The organism is Leclercia adecarboxylata, from assembly GCF_035787115.1.
Lineage (GTDB): Bacteria > Pseudomonadota > Gammaproteobacteria > Enterobacterales > Enterobacteriaceae > Enterobacter > Enterobacter adecarboxylatus_E.
In genome coordinates, this window is record NZ_JALKTL010000002.1 from 259,853 (window position 1) to 280,892 (window position 21,040).

The 21,040-nt window shown below is 56.4% G+C and carries 16 protein-coding genes and 2 tRNA genes; 5 read left to right on the top strand and 13 right to left on the bottom strand.

What is annotated here, in order from left to right; translation table 11 throughout:
- Positions 1 to 2 precede the first annotated feature (2 nt).
- The 4 genes from MXM41_RS08730 to MXM41_RS08745 form a co-directional block, all read right to left on the bottom strand.
- Positions 3 to 2,441 (bottom strand): fimbria/pilus outer membrane usher protein, encoded by a 2,439-nt coding sequence (locus MXM41_RS08730; protein WP_325931911.1) that lies wholly within the window; start codon positions 2,439 to 2,441, stop codon positions 3 to 5.
- A 96-nt stretch (positions 2,442 to 2,537) separates the two neighbouring features.
- A complete protein-coding gene (locus tag MXM41_RS08735) occupies positions 2,538 to 3,200 on the bottom strand; it encodes a molecular chaperone (protein ID WP_325931259.1) in 663 nt (220 codons plus the stop codon).
- Positions 3,201 to 3,262: 62 nt separating this feature from the next.
- Positions 3,263 to 3,808 (bottom strand): fimbrial protein, encoded by a 546-nt coding sequence (locus tag MXM41_RS08740; protein WP_325931260.1) that lies wholly within the window; start codon positions 3,806 to 3,808, stop codon positions 3,263 to 3,265.
- 594 nt (positions 3,809 to 4,402) lie between these two features.
- A complete protein-coding gene (locus tag MXM41_RS08745) occupies positions 4,403 to 4,747 on the bottom strand; it encodes a hypothetical protein (protein ID WP_325931262.1) in 345 nt (114 codons plus the stop codon).
- 194 nt (positions 4,748 to 4,941) lie between these two features.
- On the opposite strand from MXM41_RS08745, the gene MXM41_RS08750 reads away from it, so the two are divergent.
- Both MXM41_RS08750 and MXM41_RS08755 read left to right on the top strand, forming a co-directional pair.
- Entirely contained in the window at positions 4,942 to 5,856 is a 915-nt protein-coding gene (locus MXM41_RS08750; RefSeq protein WP_325931263.1) for a LysR family transcriptional regulator, read from the top strand.
- A gap of 148 nt (positions 5,857 to 6,004) precedes the next feature.
- The gene (locus MXM41_RS08755) at positions 6,005 to 7,111 is read left to right on the top strand and encodes an NADH:flavin oxidoreductase/NADH oxidase (protein WP_325931264.1); all 1,107 of its coding nucleotides are present in this window, start codon (positions 6,005 to 6,007) and stop codon (positions 7,109 to 7,111) included.
- An 89-nt stretch (positions 7,112 to 7,200) separates the two neighbouring features.
- Here the strand turns inward: MXM41_RS08755 and MXM41_RS08760 are convergent.
- From MXM41_RS08760 to MXM41_RS08775, 4 genes are all read right to left on the bottom strand, one after another.
- Positions 7,201 to 7,288 (bottom strand) — tRNA-Ser (locus tag MXM41_RS08760).
- Between the two features lie 123 nt (positions 7,289 to 7,411).
- Complete coding sequence (gene gudD, locus MXM41_RS08765) at positions 7,412 to 8,752, bottom strand: glucarate dehydratase (RefSeq protein ID WP_325931265.1); 1,341 nt, start codon at positions 8,750 to 8,752, stop codon at positions 7,412 to 7,414.
- 104 nt (positions 8,753 to 8,856) lie between these two features.
- On the bottom strand, positions 8,857 to 10,206 hold the full coding sequence (locus MXM41_RS08770; protein ID WP_325931266.1) for an MFS transporter: 1,350 nt from the start codon (positions 10,204 to 10,206) through the stop codon (positions 8,857 to 8,859).
- A gap of 49 nt (positions 10,207 to 10,255) precedes the next feature.
- Positions 10,256 to 11,203, bottom strand: a complete 948-nt coding sequence (locus tag MXM41_RS08775; protein WP_325931268.1) for a 2-hydroxyacid dehydrogenase — start codon at positions 11,201 to 11,203, stop codon at positions 10,256 to 10,258.
- Between the two features lie 97 nt (positions 11,204 to 11,300).
- Between MXM41_RS08775 and MXM41_RS08780 the strand changes: the two genes are divergently transcribed.
- Complete coding sequence (locus MXM41_RS08780) at positions 11,301 to 12,197, top strand: LysR family transcriptional regulator (protein WP_325931270.1); 897 nt, start codon at positions 11,301 to 11,303, stop codon at positions 12,195 to 12,197.
- A gap of 160 nt (positions 12,198 to 12,357) precedes the next feature.
- On the top strand, positions 12,358 to 13,215 hold the full coding sequence (locus MXM41_RS08785) for an alpha/beta fold hydrolase (RefSeq protein ID WP_325931271.1): 858 nt from the start codon (positions 12,358 to 12,360) through the stop codon (positions 13,213 to 13,215).
- 53 nt (positions 13,216 to 13,268) lie between these two features.
- Here the strand turns inward: MXM41_RS08785 and MXM41_RS08790 are convergent, their stop codons facing one another.
- The 5 genes from MXM41_RS08790 to MXM41_RS08810 all read right to left on the bottom strand — a co-directional run bounded on the left by MXM41_RS08790 (position 13,269) and on the right by MXM41_RS08810 (position 20,063).
- Entirely contained in the window at positions 13,269 to 15,365 is a 2,097-nt protein-coding gene (locus MXM41_RS08790; protein ID WP_325931273.1) for a pyrroloquinoline quinone-dependent dehydrogenase, read from the bottom strand.
- A gap of 10 nt (positions 15,366 to 15,375) precedes the next feature.
- Positions 15,376 to 15,741: a hypothetical protein gene (locus MXM41_RS08795; RefSeq protein WP_325931275.1), complete on the bottom strand. Its 366-nt coding sequence runs from the start codon at positions 15,739 to 15,741 to the stop codon at positions 15,376 to 15,378.
- Positions 15,742 to 15,974: 233 nt separating this feature from the next.
- Positions 15,975 to 17,972, bottom strand: coding sequence for a choline BCCT transporter BetT (locus MXM41_RS08800; RefSeq protein ID WP_325931277.1), 1,998 nt, complete (start codon positions 17,970 to 17,972; stop codon positions 15,975 to 15,977).
- Between the two features lie 229 nt (positions 17,973 to 18,201).
- A tRNA-Ser gene (locus MXM41_RS08805) sits at positions 18,202 to 18,289 on the bottom strand.
- A 145-nt stretch (positions 18,290 to 18,434) separates the two neighbouring features.
- Positions 18,435 to 20,063, bottom strand: a complete 1,629-nt coding sequence (locus MXM41_RS08810) for an ABC transporter substrate-binding protein (protein WP_325931278.1) — start codon at positions 20,061 to 20,063, stop codon at positions 18,435 to 18,437.
- Between the two features lie 267 nt (positions 20,064 to 20,330).
- On the opposite strand from MXM41_RS08810, the gene yccA reads away from it, so the two are divergent.
- Positions 20,331 to 20,990, top strand: coding sequence for an FtsH protease modulator YccA (gene yccA, locus MXM41_RS08815; protein ID WP_032617416.1), 660 nt, complete (start codon positions 20,331 to 20,333; stop codon positions 20,988 to 20,990).
- The last annotated feature ends 50 nt before the right edge of the window (positions 20,991 to 21,040 follow it).

The window sequence follows — 21,040 nt, forward strand, 5'->3', positions numbered from 1 at the left end:
GGTTAAAATCCTTCGGGTGGCAGACAGCGTGCGGCAATACGCTTCACCGCATCCTGTTGGTCGGTGGCGATGTGGAAAGGCAGCGTGCAGCGGTGGGCCGCCCCGTCGGCGTTCCAGTTCACCTCAAGGGTGCCCTCATCCGGCATGCCGCTCAGGTAAACCGTTCCGCCATCAGCCACCATGCCGGTGGCGGCGGTGGGATCGCCTGCCAGCTGTGCGCTGGCGCCAAACGGCACCGGGCCCTGGCTGTCGTGCAGGGTAAAGAGCACACGATGGCCGAGATGGGTCTGGTAGTTTGCCTCGACCACCGCCCCGCCGCCGGGGATCACCGTCGCGCCAGACTGATCGACGTCGGTGTCGCTGGTCATGGATTCGGTATCGAGGGTGATAACGTTCTTGTGATACGCCGTCAGCGCGGGCACAACGGCGTAGCCCCGCCAGTCGGTATGCACGTTGCTGCCGTTCTCAACCGCCACGTTGGCGGCGCCTGGCGCCCGCACGATGGCGAAGCTGTCGCCCAGACTCTGCCCCAGCGTCATGCCGTGCGGGTGGGCGACGAGGGAACCCGAGGCTCCCCAGGTGAGCTGGCGACTGTCGCGATCCTGCCGGTAGCCGAGCTGCGCCTGGCCGTAGCCCCCGTGGTAGTCGAGGGAGGCGCCGCTGTTGCTCCCCTGCCCCTGGCTGGCGTAACCCTGCTGCACGGCGTAGTAAAGATTCGGGTTCTTCGGTACCGAACCATACATCGCCACCTGGTGCGAGGCGTAGCCGCGGTTATCCGACGAGGTGGTATAGCTGACGGAACTGCTGGCAAGCGAACCACCCAGCGGAATAGCGATGTTGAACGACCAGGAGCGATCGGGATTGCTGTGCCCACTGGTCTGGGTGTAGTAGTAGCCCAGTCCCCAGGAGATGCCTCTCCAGGCGCTGTAAAACCCGGCATGGAGCGTTTTGTCGCTGCTCTGACTGCGCCAGTAATCCTGCACGTAAGCGGACAACGACAGATTACCCGCTGCGCCAAGGGTCTGAGTGACGGCAATCTCTTCCCGGGTGCGTTTGTTGTCCACCGTCCCGTCACGGCGCTCCAGCATCATCGCCTCGCTGAAATCGTAAAACCCGCTGGAGGAGTAGCGGTAGCTGGCGAGGCTGAAGGAGGTGCCTGCCTGAGCAAAGCTTTTCTGATACTGCGCCCGCAGCGAATGGCCGCTGTAGCGCTTGCCGGAAGGGGCGGTGGTGCCTGCCAGGGTAACGTCCGCGCCAAGCGATCCCAGCTCGCCTAAGCCGTGCCCCACCCCAAGAGCCAGCGCGTGATAATTGTCGGCCAGCTGCGTGCCGCCAGAGAGGGTGAACGCCGCCGGCAAGCCGTAAAACAGCGTGCTCTGGATAAACGTCGGCGAGCGGCTCTCATCCTGCCCGGAATGGAAACGCCCGGCGCTGAGGCTGTACTTGAACCGGCCCTCGCGCAGCATAAAGGGCACGGATGAAAACGGCTGGGTGAAGGTGCGCTCCGCGCCGTCGCTCTCCTTCACTTTCACTTCCAGATCGCCGCTCTGCGCCGTCGGGTAGAGATCTTTAATGGCAAAGGCACCCGGTGAGACATAGGTTTCGTAGATCACGTAGCCATGCTGGGAGACGGTCACTTTGGCGTTACTGTGGGCCACGCCGCGGATCACCGGGGCAAAACCGCGCAGGCTGTCAGGAAGCATCTCCTCGTTTGACATCAGCTGGACGCCACGAAACTGCACGCTGTCAAACACGTCACCACGCGTGTAGGTATCCCCAATCCGCAGCTGGCTTTTCAGCGACGTGACGTCCCGTTGCAGGTATGTGCTGAGGGAGTTCCAGCGCCGGGTGGTGTCATACTGCATCGACGAGGTATTACGTAACCGCCAGGCTCCGAGGTTGACGCCGCTGCGCAGGTTCACAAAGGTGGAGCGCCCGTTATGGCTGGACTGCCCGGTCTGCGCCCCGGAGAGCGTATAGTCGACAAACGCCGCAGGAATCCCTTCGTCCCAGCGTGCCGGATCGATATAGCCCCGGCTCTGAACATTCATCGCCGCCTGGGGGATGCTCAGGTTTAGCCGCTGGCTGGAGAAGTCGAACGCGCTGCTGGCATCCGGGATGTATTGCCCGATACGGGTAAACGTCTCCCCCTCGTGCAGGCGGTCAAATGAGGAGAACGCGCTGACGTTGACGCCATATTCCGCCAGCTGCGCCGCCGTCAGCAGCGGCGCCAGTTTGCCGTTCTCCTCCACGAAGGCGATGTTGCGCTCACTCACCTGCTGGTCATTGACCCAGATGCTGACCGGATAAGTACCGGGCTGCTGCCCGCCCGACGTGGCAAAATAGTGCAGATCGGCGGTTTTTTGCTGTGGCGAACTTAGCTCCAGCGCCGCCGGATCGAAATAATCCTCAGCCCGCACCAGCCCTGGCCGGCACAGCATAAACAGCGCCGTGGGGAGCGTGGCCAGCAGCAAGGCGCCGCCTGAAGAGGCAGTGCTGTCGTGGCATGAAAGAGATGTTTTCACCCTCGCCCCCGGTTACTGCTGCGCGACGTCAGTGATACCACCCGCGTCATTGATGGCGCGCCATGACACCTGCCCGGAGCCGTTAACCGTCCACGTCTGGCTGCTCAGCGGCGCAACCATACCGGGTTCAGGAATCGCTGTTCCGCCTATCGCAAGGCTGTAGAAGGAGACATAAAACGGCGTCGGGTTATGGGCCACCAGCCGGTTGCCCTCCCGGGTAAAGGTCAGTTTCTGCCAGGCGTCTTTGGCGTCTCCCAGCCCTGTCGGGCGCCAGAAGAGCTTGAATTTGGATTTGACGTTAATCTGGAGCTTGTTGGACGCCTCTTTAGGCGTTGGGGAGATATTTTTCACGCACAGCCAGTAGACTGACTCCCGATCGGCGGGTAGCGCGGCGCCGGTAAAGCTAATCCGCAGGACGTTCTCCTGCTCAGGATCGAGGCGAAAGAGCGGCGGTGTGACCACAAACGGCACCGGACGTTTATCGTCTGCGGCCTGGTTTTCAACCCAGGACTGCACCAGGTAGGGAACGCGGGTCTCCATGTTTGTCACCGTAATAGTGGCTTCGCGTTTTCCCTCCTGATAAATCACGCGGGTTCCGCCCATTACTATGCCGGCCTGCGCGGTGGCGCAGAACAGGGAAAAAGAGGCCATCACAGCGGCAAGAAGCTGTTTCATCGTGCAGTTACCATCGGACTTATAAGGGAGATGAACAGGCGCAAGGCCTGCTCAATGAGGGATCAGTTGTAAACCATCAGGAAGTTTGCCACGCCGTTTGCGTCACCTGAGGTAATGCTACCCCCCGTGGATTTGTAATCAGCAAAAAAAGGAACCGTGGCTTTACCCGAGGTCACCGGGACACTTGCGGAAACCGTCCCCAGATTAATCTGCGAACCGGATGCGCCACCGTTATACAATTTAATGCCTACACCGGTCGCCCCGCCCGTTACCGCCAACAGCGTAGGGTCTGTGGCATCTTTTTGACCATCCAACAGGACGGCAACATCGGTAACGGAGGTTGGGCAATTATCGACACTGATGTTAAACGGGGTTTTTGTCGTTTCAGTACTTGTTCCGGTGAAATAGCTTATCGCCCACTTACCCAGGTCGACTTTATTGCCACCGTTAACTGATGAGACATTGCAAGATACATCAACGATTTCACCGCTGAATTCAACCACCCCACCTGCGCCTTTCGTCCCGGCAGGGACGCTATTTCCGCAAAATGCGGCACCAGAGACCAGCATCCCCATCAGAATTGCGGCTCCCCGAAATTGATTTTTCATTATTACGCTCAACTTTAATCGTTATTTTGATGACATTGACCGATGCCCTCCGGTCGTGGCATTCATCCCTTATGCGTTTCCCTTTAAATAGAAATGCCTCTTTTGATTAATCAGATACATTATTTCCCTGATTAATCTCCCTTTATGAAAAGAATAAATTTGCGCGCAATACACCTGCGCACATAAAAATGATATTTCCCGTAACACTAAAAAACAACCTGCTACTTGCCGTGCAAAAGACCTTCTCCATCAATGTTGACATGTCAACATTGATGTTGTTGATTAATATTATTATTTTTGTATTAAGTTGCACTATAGTGGTGAAATATAGCTACAAAAATATAACATTAAGGCCCTGAAAATAGCTGCTGGATTAATTATTCCCGCCAGAGAAAAATAGCAGTCAAATTAATATTAGGAGTAATCCGATGGGGGGGGTGAATATAAAAAAGCGGCATAAATGATCTGCGCTGGACTGTATGAAAACGTCCGGCACCATGCCGAGGATAAAAATAATACCAGCGCCAGTGCGCGTTTTACCGGCTTCGGCGCATCAGGTCTCTCTTCAATGACATCTGTTAAATATTAGCGGCGTTATCTGCCGAACAGCAGCCGGTCCCCCATGCTCACCCCCAGTTTTCGGAAATACTTGCCACGAAAAATTTGCTCACCTTCCCACTCCGCCAGGGCTTTGTCCGTGTCATTCGGCCAGGTGTTAAGCGGTGCTCGCGGCAGTATGAGGCCGGGGAATAGCCGGGTAGTTAAAAACGAGAGGGTCCGTTTACCCTTCTCAGCCGTATGTTCATCGAGCTGGTGTGAATATGCCCAGCTGCCGAATTTAGCGCGGCGACAGGCGAGACGATCCATGCCTGCCAGCGGCATGCCCGGGTTGCGTTCAAAAGGCAGCCAGTTGACATTCACCTCGACATCTTCAGACAACGCGTGCAGGACTTTTTCCAGCCGCGCATGCGCAATCCGGCGCCAGGGACATATAAATTCAGACGTGACGTTGATAGCGACTTTCGTGTTTCACTTCTCAGTGCGTAGCAGGCTAACACTGTTATTTAAAGGTGATAATATGGTTAAAATCGCTAACAGAGTTGCGCCGTGCGCAACGATGCAGGGAGAAAAACATGGATATGCTGGCCTCGCTTGAAGCCTTTATTACGGTTGTCGAAGAGGGCGGCTTCGCCCCGGCGGGCAGAAGGCTGGCCCTGGCAACTTCCTCTGTCACCCGCCAGATCGATGGGCTGGAAAACGTGTTGGGCACGCAGCTCCTGACCCGTTCGACCCGCAGCGTGGCGCTCACCGCGGCGGGACATGTCTATTTCGAGCATGCGGTCAGGATCGTTAACGACCTGGAGTATGCCAACCAGGAAGTTCGGGACCAGACCGGGGAGCCCAGGGGAGTGTTACGAATCAGCTTACCGGTTTCGTTTTCACGGCTGCATATTGCCCCGCTGCTGGCCCCCTTCTCCCGCCGCTATCCGTTAATTTCCCTCGATCTCACCTTTACCGATGAGGTGGTCGATCTGGTGGAAAAGCGGCTGGATCTGACCGTCCGTCTGGGGAAAATCGACTCACCCAATCTGATCGCGCGCAAGCTGCTGTCCCAGCGCCGGTGCGTCTGCGCCAGCCCGGAGTACCTGAAAGCACAGGGCGCGCCTGTTATCCCTGAGGATCTTAAACACCATAACTGCCTGATCTTTTCCTACTCCTCCGGGAAAACGAAGTGGTATTTCAACGGGAAGCAGCCCGTCGCCATTGATGTAAAAGGCACCCTGAAGTGCAATAACTCCGAGATCCTGCGCGAGGCCGTATTAAGCGGCTATGGCATTGCGCTTCTGCCTGACTGGCTGATTGACAAGGATATTCAGAACGGAAAGCTCATCAGACTCCTCCCGGAGTGGCGCGCGGAGGTGAATGACGGCGAGGATGATTCCGCCATTTACGCCATCTACCATCCCACCCGCCGTAATACCAAAAAGGTGAAGGTATTTGTCGATTTTCTGCTGGCGCATCTTTCACCCGCGTCGCAAAGTGAATAGCGTGAATGCTTTAGCGTTGCGTCTGACGCAACGGACTTTTGCATAAACGGCAGGTTCAGTTATGGTTATCTCTGCGTTATGTTGATGAATATTCAAGGGTAAAAATCGCCCCGTCCTGTTTCTAACGCTGCAATCTGGAGTGACATGTATGTCTCAACCCAAGCTGTTTACACCGTTACGTATCCGCAATCTTGAACTCGACAATCGCATCGTGATCGCACCTATGTGTCAGTATTCCGCCGAAGAGGGCTGCATGAATGACTGGCATACCCTTCATCTGGGGCAACTGGCGCTCTCCGGCGCGGGTCTGCTCACCATCGAGGCAGCAGCCGTCTCCCCCGAAGGCCGGATCACCTACGCTGATGTCGGGCTCTATGACGACAAAACCGAGGAAGCGATGGGCCGGGTGCTCGACACCCTGCGGAAGTGGTCAGATATCCCTGTTGGCATCCAGCTGGCCCACGCGGGCCGAAAAGCGTCAACCGACAAACCGTGGGAGAATCGGGGACAACAAATTCCACCCGACCAGCCTGGAGGCTGGCAGACCTTAGCCCCTTCTGCGGTGCCCTACAGCGAGGGTAATATCCCGCCAACTGCCCTCGACAGCGACGGGTTAGCCGAAATTCGCAACCAGTTCGCGCAGGCGGCAAAACGCGCTGCCAGACTGAATATCGATCTGATCCAGATCCACGCCGCCCACGGCTACCTGCTGCATCAGTTCTTATCGCCGCTCTCAAACCAGCGCACGGATAATTACGGCGGATCGCTGGAAAACAGAGCCCGGTTCCCGCTGGAAATTGTCGATGCGGTGCGCGAAGCCTTCCCGTCCGATAAGGCCATCAGCGTGCGTATCTCCGGGACAGACTGGGTGGAAGGCGGCTTCAATCTTGAAGAAGCGGTTGAATTTTCCAGGATGCTGGAAGCGCGAGGCGTTGACGTGATCCACGTCTCCAGCGGCGGCCTGCACCCGGCTCAGAAGATAGAGGTTTATCCCGGCTATCAGGTACCACTGGCAAGAGCGGTGAAAGCCGCAGTGAATATTCCGGTGGTGGCAGTAGGGTTGATTACCGAGCCCGAGCATGCGGAATCCATCGTGGCCAGCGGCGACGCGGATTTCATTGCCATCGCCCGCGGCGCGCTCTACAACCCAAGATGGCCATGGCATGCGGCCGCGGCACTGGGTGCCCAGGTGCATGCGCCCGATCAGTATCTGCGTTGCCAGCCCCACACCCTGAAGAATTTGTTTAAGTCCTGATGTTTCGGATACCCGTGGGATCACGGGTATCCACACACAGCACAAAAGCAAAAACCCCTGCAATATTGCTATCGCAGGGGTTTCAAATTTGGCGGAAGCGTAGAGATTCGAACTCTAGAACCCTTTCGGGTCGCCGGTTTTCAAGACCGGTGCCTTCAACCGCTCGGCCACGCTTCCAAAGTGAGGCGCACTATAAACATCTCTGTCTGTTATGTAAAGCGAAAAATTCAGGAAATTGAACATGTTCGCCTTGTGAACAACATCGCCCCTGTCCGGCACTGAGCCGGACAGGGGCTGAGCTTAGCGCACCATACAGGGGCGCTTATTATCGTATTGCCACGCCGGGATGAGATACTGCATGCCCATCGCGTCGTCGCGTGCGCCCAGACCGTGCTGCAGATACAGCTCGTGCGCCTTCATCACCTGATCCATATCCAGCTCGACGCCCAGGCCCGGTGTCGTCGGCACCTGCACCATACCGCCTTTGATTTCGAACGGCTGTTTGGTCAGGCGCTGGTTACCCTCCTGCCAGATCCAGTGGGTGTCGATGGCGGTAATGTTGCCCGGCGCGGCAGCGGCCACGTGGGTGAACATCGCCAGCGAGATATCAAAGTGGTTGTTGGAGTGCGAGCCCCAGGTCAGGCCGAACTCGTGGCACATCTGCGCCACGCGCACCGAACCCTGCAGGGTCCAGAAGTGCGGATCCGCCAGCGGGATATCCACGGACTGCAGCGACAGGGTGTGGCCCATCTGACGCCAGTCGGTGGCGATCATGTTGGTGGCGGTGGGCAGGCCGGTGGCGCGACGGAACTCGGCCATCACTTCACGGCCGGAATAGCCCTGTTCAGCGCCACACGCATCTTCCGCATAGGCCAGCACGCCCTTCAGGCGCTTACCGATGCGAATCGCCTCATCCAGCGACCAGGCACCGTTAGGATCGAGGGTAACGCGCGCCTGCGGGAAGCGTTTCGCCAGGGCGATGATTGATTCGGCTTCCTCTTCACCGGCCAGCACGCCGCCCTTCAGTTTGAAATCGTTAAAGCCGTACTTCTCATAAGCCGCTTCCGCCAGACGCACGACCGCATCCGGGGTCATCGCCTCTTCATGGCGCAGACGGTACCAGTCGCACTGCTCATCCGGCTGGCTCTGGTACGGCAGCGGAGTCAGCTTGCGGTTGCCCACAAAGAAGAGATAACCCAGCATTTCCACTTCGCTGCGCTGCTGTCCGTCGCCCAGCAGTGACGCCACGTTAACGCCCAGGTGCTGGCCCAGCAGGTCCAGCATCGCCGCTTCAATACCGGTAACCACGTGAATGGTGGTGCGCAGGTCAAAGGTCTGCAGGCCGCGGCCGCCCGCATCACGGTCGGCAAATTCGTTACGTACGGCATTGAGCACATTTTTGTAGGTGCCCAGCGTCTGGCCGACCACTAACGGGATCGCGTCTTCCAGCGTTTTACGGATTTTCTCGCCACCCGGGATTTCACCCACGCCGGTATGGCCGGAGTTATCTTTGATAATCACAATATTACGGGTGAAGAACGGGGCATGGGCGCCGCTCAGGTTCATCAGCATGCTGTCATGGCCGGCAACCGGGATGACCTTCATTTCAGTGACGACAGGCGTTGAAAAGTCGTTATACATATCAGATACCTTTGAGATACAGAACGATCCGCGCGCAACGCGCGACGGATAGTGTTCAGGGGTGAACATAGCCCGACGGTAGACGGGGCTGAAAGAGTGTGTGCTTACGCCTGTTTGACCTGTACGCGTTCAAACTGACGTGCCACCAGTAGATAACTCACAACGGCGAGGATGCCGTGTGCCGCGACAAACCAGAGCGCATTATTAAAGGAGCCGGTCACCGCCACGACATAGCCAATGACGACGGGGGTTACGATCCCGGCAATATTCCCGATGCCGTTAAATACACCGCCGCACAGGCCAATCATGTTTTTTGGCGCGATATCGGAGAGTACGGCCCATCCCACGGCGGCGAAGCCTTTGCCGAAGAACGCCATTGCCATCAGAAAAATAACGGCGCTATTGGCATCAACAAAATTCGCGAACACCAGCATGGTTGACAGCGCCATCCCAATAATAAAGGGCGTTTTACGCGCCTTTGAGGGGTGAACGCCTCTGGCAATCAGCCTGTCGGAGAGAAAACCGCCCAGAATACCGCCACTGAAGCCGCAGATTGCCGGTAAAGCGGCCACCCAGCCGGCTTCCATGATGGTCATGCCGCGCCCCTGGATTAAATACACCGGGAACCAGGTGATAAAGAAATAGGTCAGCGCAGTAATGCAATATTGTCCGAGATAAACGGCCCACAAATTACGATGCACAAAGAGCTGTTTCGCTTCCTGCCAGGTCACCCCTTTTTTACCTTTTCCGCGTTCGGCATCCAGGTCAATCAGGGCGCCACCGGATTTCATAAAGGCCTTCTCATCTGTGCTCAGGCGCGGGTCCCTGTGCGGTTCCTGATAAAAGACGAACCAGTAGGCTGCCAGTACGAACCCAACGCCTCCCATCCACAGGAATACGTGCTCCCATCCCCAGGCGTGTGTCAGCCAGGCCATAATCGGTGCGAATACGACCACAGCCATATATTGACCCGAATTGAACAATGCCGAGGCGAGTCCACGCTCGCTGGTGGGAAACCAGCAAGAGACAATACGTGAGTTGGCCGGAAATGCTGGCGACTCCACCAGCCCGAGCATGAATCGCATCAGAAACAGCGTCATGGCGGCTGCCGCACCGGTCATTCCCATCCAGCCGACGGTCCCCTGAAGCGCGGTAAAGAGGGACCATAGCAGCAGACTGGTGCCATAGACCCGTTTTGCGCCAAAGCGATCCAGTAGCCAGCCGCCGGGGATCTGCCCCAGCGCATACGCCCATGCAAAGGCGGAAAAAATCATACCCAGCATCAGAGGATCGAGCTGCAGCGCTTGTACCACTGAGGTTCCCGCGATTGACATGGTAGCGCGGTCAGCATAATTAATGACGGTGATGATAAAAATCAGTCCTAACACCCGGTAACGATAGCGCGGAATGGTACCCGTTATCGCGGCGGTGATATCGGCATCTTTGCTTGTCATGATTACTCTCTTTTTTAGATTGGCGTAGGGTAAAGAGCATGATGTGGGGTTACACCCGGTGTGGGGGCTGTTTGCCGCTGAAGCAGGCCGCCAGGTTTTCCAGCACCATTTCGCCCATGGCAATACGGGTCTGTAGAGTGGCGCTGGCCCGGTGCGGCTGTAGCGTGACATTTTTTAACGATAAAAAGCCTTCCGGGACATGGGGTTCGTGCGCAAAGACATCCAGCCCGGCACCGGCAATACGCCCTTCAGTGAGGGCAGCAAGCAGCGCGTTTTCATCCACCAGTTTTCCGCGCGCCACGTTGATGAAATAGCCGTCCCGACCCAGAGCATCAAGTACCGCATCGGTAATGATGACATGCCCACCGTCTGCCGACGCAGCCAGCACCAGCACATCCGCTTCACGGGCCAGCTGATGGATATCGCTGATAAAACGGTAATCGAGATCCGGTACGGCCCTGGTGCTGTTATAGAGCACCTTCATACTGAAGGCCTCCGCCCGACGGGCTATAGCCTGCCCTACCCGCCCCATGCCCACGATCCCGAGCGTGATGCCGCTGACTTTACGGGACAGAGGCAGGCTGGTTTGCGGCCAGAGTCCGTTGCGTACCACCTGTTCAGCTTCGCCCATCTGACGCAGGGTGGAAATCAGCAGTCCAAAGGCCATATCCGCGACGTCATCCGTCAGCACACCCGGGGTGGTTGTGACCCAGACCCCTCGCTCAGCGGCATAATTGAGATCCACAGCATCGGTGCCGATACCACTGATCGCGATAATTTTAAGGGCGGGAAGCTTCTCCATCATGTCCCGGGACAATCCTTTTGCTCCGCCCGTGACCACGCCAGCAATATGCGACCCTTCCTGTTCCAGCAGATGGCTGGGATCGGCGGCTTGATACAACCGGTGCACGACATAGTCCCGGTTAAGGATCCTGTCGGTATCCTCAGGGACAGGCTGAGTTAAGAGAATGTGTGGGCGGGTAAAGGTGACTGACATGAAGTCTCTCCATAAGGTATGAATGACATTAATCATGAACAGCGCTGCAATACCTGTATAATATAAATACGGCATACTTTGATTCAAAAATTAAATCATGGACCTTCATCAACTTCGCTGCTTTACCGCCCTTGCCGAAGAATTGCATTTTGGCCGTGCTGCCAGCCGCCTCAACATGACGCAGCCGCCGTTTAGCCGCCAGATTCAGTTACTGGAGAAAAGCCTGGGTGGCGCACTCTTTGAACGTGATAACCGTCACGTCAGGCTAACCTTTCTTGGTGAACATTTGCTGGGACGAGCCTGCCAGATCCTGCAGCAGGCTGAGCAACTGACGCTATCCGCGCAGTCCTGCGTAAGCGGAGAAAGTGGAACCTTATCCGTTGGATTTACTGCGGTTTTTTCCTGGTCATTTATTCCTGCCCTGTTAAAAAACTTGCACGCCACGTTGCCCGGGCTGAATGTTCAGCTGCATGAAAATGTGTCAAACAAACAAATCATTGCGATTGAAAATCAGACAATCGATGTGGGTTTTGTGCGCAAAGTCCCAATAAATCCGTTGCTTGATTACCTGCCCTTAAAAAGCGAAGCGCTGATGGGGGCTTTCCACGTCGATCATCCTCTGGCCAGAAAGCGTAAAATCCCGCTTAGCGCTTTTGCCGGACAACCCTTCTTTTTATACAGTCCCGATGAAGCTCGTTATTTCTTTGATCGTATTACCGATCTGTTTACGTTCCATAACATTACGCCGGACTATAAATATCAACTGGCGCAGACTCATACCATTCTGGGGTTGGTCAATGCCGGGCTGGGATGCGCCATTGTCCCGGCCTCCGCCAGAACGTTGGGCTTTCCGAACGTGACCTATATGGCGTTAGATGATGTGGATATACAGGCGCATAATTTTCTGGTGTATTCGCGCATTAATACCAATCCGGTTCTGCCTGCTTTCCTGCGGTTATTGACCCAGTGGGTGCAGGATGGACGACTGGAATAGCAAGGACTGAGGCGGACATAAGCAGGTTGATACAGCCCCGTCAGCAATATCGCCTTCTGACGGCCGTCAGAATTCAAACAAGAAAAAATCGCCAGAATCGTCAGAAGCGGCTATTGTCTTTTATTTACCACTGGTATGACCACTCAACCAAGGTTTACCCATGAATTCAATAACAATACCGGTAAATGAAGGCGGCTCTCTCGCGGCTACGCTTTGGGAGAAACAAAATGCCCGCGCGCTGGTGATCCTTCACCCCGCGACGGCAGTTGTACAGCAATTTTATACGCGTTTCGCTGAGTACCTTTACGATTATGGATTCAGCGTGCTGACCTATGACTATCGGGGTACGGGTCGCTCGACGTCAGGCAGACTCCGGAGCTGTAACGTCTCTATGTCAGACTGGATCGAGCAGGATGTGGGCTGCATCACCGCCTGGGCCAGGGCACGTTTTCCCGGGCTGAGGCTGCTGGCGGTTGGGCACAGCATTGGAGGCCACGCCGTTCTGCTTTCCACGGCGACCCGACACCTTCATGCTGCGGTCATTGTGGCATCCCACGCCGGGGTGACCCGTTCGATAAAACAGACGGCGGAGAGGGTGCGCGTCTGGTGCCTGTTGCGTGTTCTCGGCCCGGCGCTTTGCCGTCTGTTTGGCTATATGCCTGCCAGACGCCTCGGGCTGGGAGAAGATTTGCCGGCGCCCGTCATGCTGCAGTGGGGACGCTGGAGCGCCATGCCGGGCTACTTCTACGACGATCCTGACTGGGATGCGCGTCGCAGAGCAGCCGGGGTTACCTTACCGCTGATGGTGATGGGCTTTGATGACGATCCCTGGGCTAACCCTGACGCCATTTCACGCCTGCTGGAGCCCGTGAAAAACGCCAGAATTGAACGTCGCGAGATCCGGCCCGCGGAGTTTGGTCTTTCGTCTGTTGGCCACATGGGCTTTTTTCGCACGCGCTGTGCGGAAAAATTATGGCCCGTCGTGGGTCAATGGCTGGCGAGTCAGTGCCCGGATTGAGAAAAAAATGGGGCCCCAGGGGCCCCATTGTAATGGCATTGCGCGTAGAGGAATTATTCAGGCAAGGCGTAAACCACAACCTGGTCGCCGACCTGATCCTTCAGGATCGTATTCCCGCCCGCGACAAACGCCACGTACTGACGGCCTTTGTACTCATAGACCGACGGGTTGGCGACCGCAGGGGCTTCAACCTGATCGGACCATAACTCTTCGCCGCTCTCCACCGAGTAGGCGCGAACTTTGGCATCCATAGAGGCACCGATGAAGATCACCCCTCCCGCCGTGATGGCCGGGCCGCCGATGGTTGGGGAGCCCCAGCTTTCCGGCATAAAGAAGCCGTACTGCTGCGAGGCGCCAACCGGACGACGCCATTTCACATCGCCGGTATGCATATCCAGCGCAACGATCTCACCAAACGGCGGCTTCCAGCACGGCATGCCCAGCCAGTTGTTCGCCACCAGCAAACGCATACCGTACGGGGCGCCTTCCTGCGGCGCAAAGCCGCTTTCGTTGCCCGCGTTTTTATCGGCTTTATCGTAATCTTCGCGGCTGTAGAGCTTCACGTACTGCACGATATGTGAGGTGTTGACGATAGCAATCTGTTTGTGCGGATCGAACGCCACCCCGCCCCACTGCACGCCACCGGCGCTGTCCGGATAGGTCAGCGCCCCCTCGCCTTTGGTCGTCGGCGGTGTGTACATACCTTCATAGGTCAGGTTATCCCACAGGCGGGAGCACTGGCCGGCACCGACCATATCCGCCAGTTTCCAGATCTCCGGCTTTTTCGACTGATCGAGCAGCGGTGCAGGCTTCGTCGGGAACGGCTGGGTTGGGGCAAGTTTTTCCCCCTGTACCGAACCGTCGCCCTGCGGTACCGGACGCTCTTCGATAGGCCAGACGTCTTCCCCCGTCAGGCGGTTAACCACAAACAGAAAGCCCTGCTTGGTGGCCTGAACCAGCGCCGGGATCTGCTTGCCGTCGACGGTGATATCCATCAGCGTTGGCGCAGAGTTGATATCGTAATCCCACACGTCGTGATGCACCCACTGGCGCGACCAGACCACTTTACCGGTGTTGATATCCAGCGCGGTGGTGGAAGTGCCAAGCGGAATAGCATCGACACGGTTTCCGCCCCAGTAGTTAGGGGACGGGGACGAGACCGGCAGATAGACCAGGCCATTGGCCTCGTCGGCGGACATGTGCGTCCAGACGTTGGCGGTTCCGGTGCGTTGGCGGATCTCGGCCGGGATAGCCTCGAAGGACCATTCCCGCTCGCCGGTCTGGGCGTTAATGGAAAACACGGTGCCCGGAGGCGCTTCGGCATAGGCCCAGTCTTTACCAGCCCAGCCCACCAGCAGATGGTTACCCACCACCGTTGGCGGCTGAAGAATGGAGAGCGGGAATTTGGCGTTCACCGTGTTCCACTGGTTCACGTTCAGCACCCCGTTATCCGCAAAGCTGCTGCACGGCTTGCCGGAATCGGCATCCAGCGCAAAGAGCTTGCCGTCAACGGTGCCCATGTAGACGATCTTCTGGCACGCCTCGCCGGCCACCGGATTTTTGGCCTGCCAGTAGGAGACGCCGCGGTTTTTCAGCACCGGCTGGGTCAGCGCCTCGCGCGGCGATTTGGTGTCATAGTGCCACTTCTCTTTTCCGGTACCCGGATCGAGCGCAATCAGGCGATCGAACGGTGTGCCTATGTAGAGCGTGTCGTTGGCGAAAATGGGCGTTGCTGACCAGACGGTAGCAGGCGTTTCGCCTTTACCATCCGAGACATCGCCGGTATGAAACTCCCAGACTTTTTTTAGTTCCCCGACGTTGTCCGCGGTGATCTGGGTCAGCGGGCTATATTTCTGGGCGTTAAGCTGCCCGTGAAAGCTGTCCCAGGTGGCGGCAGAAGGCACCAGCGGCGTTGCCGGATGTCCAGCCGAGGCCACTTTCTGCCCTTCGCTTTTTCCGGTTGAGGCTTCATCGGTGGTTTTCGTGGTGCCCGGCGCCTGTTGGTCGGCCGCATCCACGTTAAGCTCTTCCTGCGTCCCCTGAGAGGCCTCAGCGGCTTTATCCTGCGCCTGTAGAGTGAACGGCGTAACCAGCAGTGCCAGCGCCGTCATGCTGACTTTTATTAACGGGTAGTGTTTATCGTTATGCACGGGTGGCTCCTCAGGCTCTGACGCGGGGATGGTGACGGGCGGAATTGCTGCTCAGCATAATCAGGCCAATCAGGCCGACCACCATGGCTGCCGTAATGATGTACTGGTGCAGCAGCGCGGCCGCAAAACCAATACCCACCAGTACCACAAGGATGACAATAATCAGGAAGATGCGCGCGCCGCGACCGGATGCGGCACGCAGCATAAAGGTCAGTACCGCCAGCACCGCGCAGGCAATGGCGACGCCCAGCGCACCAATAGTACCGGTGACGCCGGTAAGGGGCGTCAGCCAGGCGTATAACGCCACCGCGAAGCCGATTACCGCAGCCAGCAACAGTATTATGCTGCCAGCGCGTGAGGGATGAGAATGCAACATACCAGGAGGTCCCCTATCAAAATAAAAATTAACCAATACGTCATATACGTGGGTTTATGCCGCTGCGACGCGCATGGGCAATAGCTGAAAACGCAGGCTGAGTGGAAAAACAGCGGCATAGCTCACTAAACGTAACTGAGTATAGAAGAAGGTTTTTAAAGGGGAGGTTTAAACACGGCATGGCCGCATAAAGGGGCAAAAAAAATGCCGCCAGGGATGGCGGCACCGGGAGATTAACGAACCAGATGCAGGAAGTGCAGATGCTTTTCGTACTGGTCCAGAATGTCGTTGATGAGCTGTTCCTGAGTCCAGCTCATCACATCGTAATCCTGTCCCCCCTCTTTGAGGTAGACTTCCGCACGATAGTATCTGTGCTGCTCCGCCTGCTGTTCATCGTTATCGATAGCCGCCAGGGCGAAGGTCGGCGAGTTGTAGCCACGCAGCCTGACTTCATAGAGGAAGTTCAGTTCATTACCTAAATCAACCTCAAGGCGAATACGATCGTCCGAGGCATCGCTGATTCGGCTCACTGTCCCCTGCTTATGCAGCTCCTCCTGAACCAGGGTCATCGCCGGTTTGATGACCTCATCCATAAAGCGTTTCACCAGCGATCGTTTTGGCAGATAGGCAATATTGCGCAGGCGTCGCTGCCACGGGATCGGGTTGCGGGCCGCGGTCGGCGCGATGGTAGCCATGCTCAGGCTTTCGCGTTTGGTTAAATCACGACGCAGCGCTTTAAGAAGCCCGTAAATGGAGATAAGCAGGATGACGGAAAACGGTAGCGCGCTGGCGATGGTGACGGTTTGCAGCGCGCTTAGCCCGCCTGCGAGAAGAAGCGCAATCGCCACAACCCCCATCAGCGCGGCCCAGAAAATGCGCTGCCAGACAGGTGTGTTCGCCTCGCCGCCGGACGCCAGGGTGTCCACCACCATCGCCCCCGAGTCAGCTGAGGTGACAAAGAAGACGATGACCATCGCCATGGCGATAAACGACAGCACGGACGAGAACGGGAAGTGCTCCAAGAAGTTGAACAGCGCCAGCGCCACATCCTGCTGTACCGTGGTGGCCAGATCCGTGGCGCCCTGGCTCATGATGAGATAAATCGCGCTATTGCCGAAAACGGTCATCCACATCAGGGTAAAGCCCGCCGGGACAAAGAGCACGCCGGTCACAAATTCACGAATGGTTCTGCCGCGTGAGACGCGGGCAATAAACATCCCGACAAACGGCGACCAGGAGAGCCACCATCCCCAGTATAAGAGCGTCCAGCCGCCCAGCCAGTTGCTTGATTTTGGCTCGTAGGCGTAAAGGTTGAAAGTTTTGCTGACCAGCTCGGACAGATAGCCGCCCGTATTTTCCACGAAGGATTTCAGCAGCAGCACCGTTGGCCCGAGGATAAGCACCAGGGCCAGCAGTAAAACCGCCAGACCCAGGTTAAGTTCGGACAGGATGCGGATGCCTTTATCCAGCCCGGAGACCACGGAAATGGTCGCCAGACCGGTGATGACCACGATCAGGATGACCTGCACCGTTTCATTAATGGGCACGCCGAAAAGATGATTGAGCCCGGCGTTCACCTGCAGCACACCATAGCCTAACGAGGTTGCCACCCCAAAAACGGTACCGATAACGGCAAAAATATCAACCGCATGGCCTATCGGCCCATGAATTTTGTCGCCGATGATAGGATAGAGCGCTGAACGTAAGGTCAGAGGCAGGCCGTGCCGGTAGCTGAAAAAGGCCAGGATCAGCGCCACGATGGCATAGATAGCCCATGCGTGAAGTCCCCAGTGGAAGAACGTCAGTCGCATCGCTTCCTTGGCCGCGGCGACGGTCTCAGGTGTGCCTACAGGCGGGGAAAGATAGTGCATGACCGGCTCGGCAACGCCGAAGAACATCAGGCCTATCCCCATACCTGCTGAAAACAGCATGGCGAACCAGGAGTGATAGCTAAAATCGGGCTGGGCATGATCGGGGCCAAGCTTGATATCGCCGTAGCGCGATAGACCAAGAAAGGTCACGCTCAGTAATATCAGCGCGACGGCCAGGATATAGAACCAGCTGGCGTTGGTGAAGATTTGCTGCTGCAGTATTTTAAAGTTTTTATCGGCAACGTCAGGAAAAAGCGCTGCAAAGGCAACAAGAAGGAAAATTAACAAAGCAGATGTAAAGAATACCGCTTTGTTAATCTTGCTTTCAGACTTCTTTGGGATGGGGTTATTTTCACTCATATGTTATGTATTCCATTAAAACTGAAACCGCTCCGGATGAGAGGAGTCATCTCTTTCAGGTTAGCAAATTTAGTCTGCATATGCAGTTGTTGATGGCCTGGTTACCTTCTCCTGTCCCTGTGTTTTCCAGGGCTTAATTAACAAAACGGGACTGACATAACGTCGTCTTTTGAGCAGAACCACAATAGAAAAAGCCCCGCGATATTGCTATCGCAGGGCTTATCTAATCTGGCGGAAGCGCAGAGATTCGAACTCTGGAACCCTTTCGGGTCGCCGGTTTTCAAGACCGGTGCCTTCAACCGCTCGGCCACACTTCCAGAATGAGGCGAACTATAAACACCTCCTGGCGCCCTGTAAAGCGTGCCCGCGATCGTTCGCCTGAAAAATAGTCAAAATGCGTTTAATCGGTTGAATAGCCAACATTCTGACCATTTTATCAGCACAAAATCACGCGATAATCGCTCAGTGCTTTTTGATGTACATATCTTTCGTGTAGTAGTACCCCAGCTTGTCCGGCGTAAATCCACCGACCCACGGCTTGACCAGGTGGGTGCGCACATAGTGATAGACCGGGATCGCCGGAACATCCCGCGCCAGCAAATCTTCAGCCTGCTGGTAATATGTACCGCGCTCGGCGGTGGTTTTGGCTTTTGCGGCATTTGCCAGCGCTTCGTCATAGGCCGGATTGCTGTACTGAGTGGTGTTCTGGCTGTCGCCGGTACGGAAGTTATTCAGGAAGGTGGCCGCATCGTCGTAATCGGCGATCCAGGCGTAGCGCACCGCATCAAAATTATGGGTGTGCATGGTGTCCAGCATGGTTTTCCACTCCTGGTTTTGTAGCTTCGCCTCCACCCCGAGGTTTTTCTTCCACATGGAGCTGACGGCGATAGCAATCCGCTGGTGTGACTCCGAGGTGTTATACAGAAGATTAAAGCTGAGCGGGTGGCCGTCGTTGAAGCCCGCCTCCTTCAGCAACTTTTTCGCTTCAGCGATGCGCTTATCCATTGGCCAGCTGGCGTAATCGGGGTTTTGTAGTTTGACCCCGCCGATATCCGGCTGACTGATGACCCACGCCGGACGCTGCCCCTGCCCCAAAACTTTCCCGGCGATAATCTCTTTATCCAGCGCAAGGTTTAGCGCCTTGCGGACGCGCGGATCGTTAAACGGCGGACGGGAGGTATTGAACTGGTAATAGTAGGTTGCCAGCTGCGGCGAGACATCCACCTCTTTGCCCAGCGTTTTTTGCAGCTGAGCAAACTGGTTGATGGGCAGGGTATAAACGATATCGATTTCACCCGCCCTGTAGCGGTTCACGTCGGCGGCTTCAGAGGTAATGGGCAGGTATGTCACCTGGTTTATCACCGTATGGGCGTTATCCCAGTAGCGCGGGTTGCGCCCGGCGACAATCCGCTCGTTGACGACCCACTGCTTGAGCGTATAGGCTCCGCTGCCGATAAAGTGCTCCGGCCTGGACCATTTATCGCCATAGCGACCGACCAGCACCTTATCGATCGGCACCAGCGACGGGTGCGCCAGCATGGCAAGGAACGCCGCGTTGGGCTGATTCAGCGTCACTTCCAGGGTGGTGTCGTTCAGCGCTTTGACGCCCAGGGTATCGGGGGCCTTTTTACCCTCTGAGATATCGGCGGCGTTGACCATATGCATATTGCCCGGGAAGCTGGCGTACGGCGAGGCGGTTTTAGGATCCACCAGCCGCTGCCAGCTCCAGACTACATCCTGGGCGGTAATGGCCGTGCCGTCACTCCAGGTAATGCCCGGACGGAGATGGAAGGTCCAGACGGTGTTGTCTTTGTTCTCCCATTTCTCAGCCAGCCGCGGTTGGATCTCTCCCTGCGGCGAGACGCTGACCAGCCCGTCGAACAAATCGCTGATAATATTAAATTCGACATCGCTTTCGACTTTATGCGGATCGAGCGATGCCGGTTCATTGCCATTATTCCTGACCAGCTCCTGCTTCTCTGCCAGCGCTGTTCCTGCCGGTACGCTGGCAGCAAACGCCGTTGCGCTTGCGCAAAGAATGCCTGCCGTCAGCAAAGAGAGCGTAAATGTTGCTTGTGATGAGGGTTTCATGTCCTTCGCCTTATTGTTTAGTTTTGACGATGCAAAATAACTCTTAGCGCTGCGGCTGTAATAAGGCAATATATTTCAGTGACCTATAAGAGCTTGATCTGATTAATCCTGATGAACCGGAGTTCGCTCTGCTTTCAGGTCGTTGTGTAAAATTTCATGCTATGGCGACCCCTAAGGTGCTGAGTAAAGATGGGTAAAACCACTTTGTAACTGGCGCATCGTTTCCTATTCTTGCCGTTAATTACATCTGTCATAAGAGAGTGACTCATGGATCGTATTATTAGTTCTTCACGCGACCGCACATCGCTACTCAGCACCCACAAGGTGCTGCGCAATACTTACTTTATGCTCAGCCTGACGCTGGCCTTCTCGGCGCTCACGGCAACCGCCAGCACCGTGCTGATGCTGCCGTCTCCGGGGTTGATCCTGACGCTGGTGGGGATGTACGGTCTGATGTTCCTGACCTACAAAACTGCTGACAAACCGGTTGGTATTTTGTCCGCGTTTGCCTTCACCGGTTTCCTGGGTTACATCCTGGGACCAATGCTTAACACCTACCTGTCTGCCGGTATGGGCGATCTGATCGGCCTGGCGCTGGGGGGTACGGCGCTGGTGTTCTTCTGCTGTTCCGCCTATGTGCTGACCACCCGCAAAGACATGTCTTTCCTCGGCGGTATGCTGATGGCGGGCATCGTGGTGGTGCTGATCGGGATGGTGGCGAACATCTTCCTGCAGCTGCCGGCCCTGCATCTGGCCATCAGCGCAGTGTTCATCCTGATCTCCTCCGGAGCGATCCTGATGGAAACCAGCAACATCATTCATGGCGGCGAGACCAACTACATCCGCGCCACCGTGAGCCTGTATGTGTCGCTGTATAACATCTTCGTCAGCCTGTTGAGCATCCTGGGCTTCGCCAGCCGCGATTAACCGACAGTGCTGTATAATGAGCCCCGCTTATGCGGGGCTTTCTTTTTTGG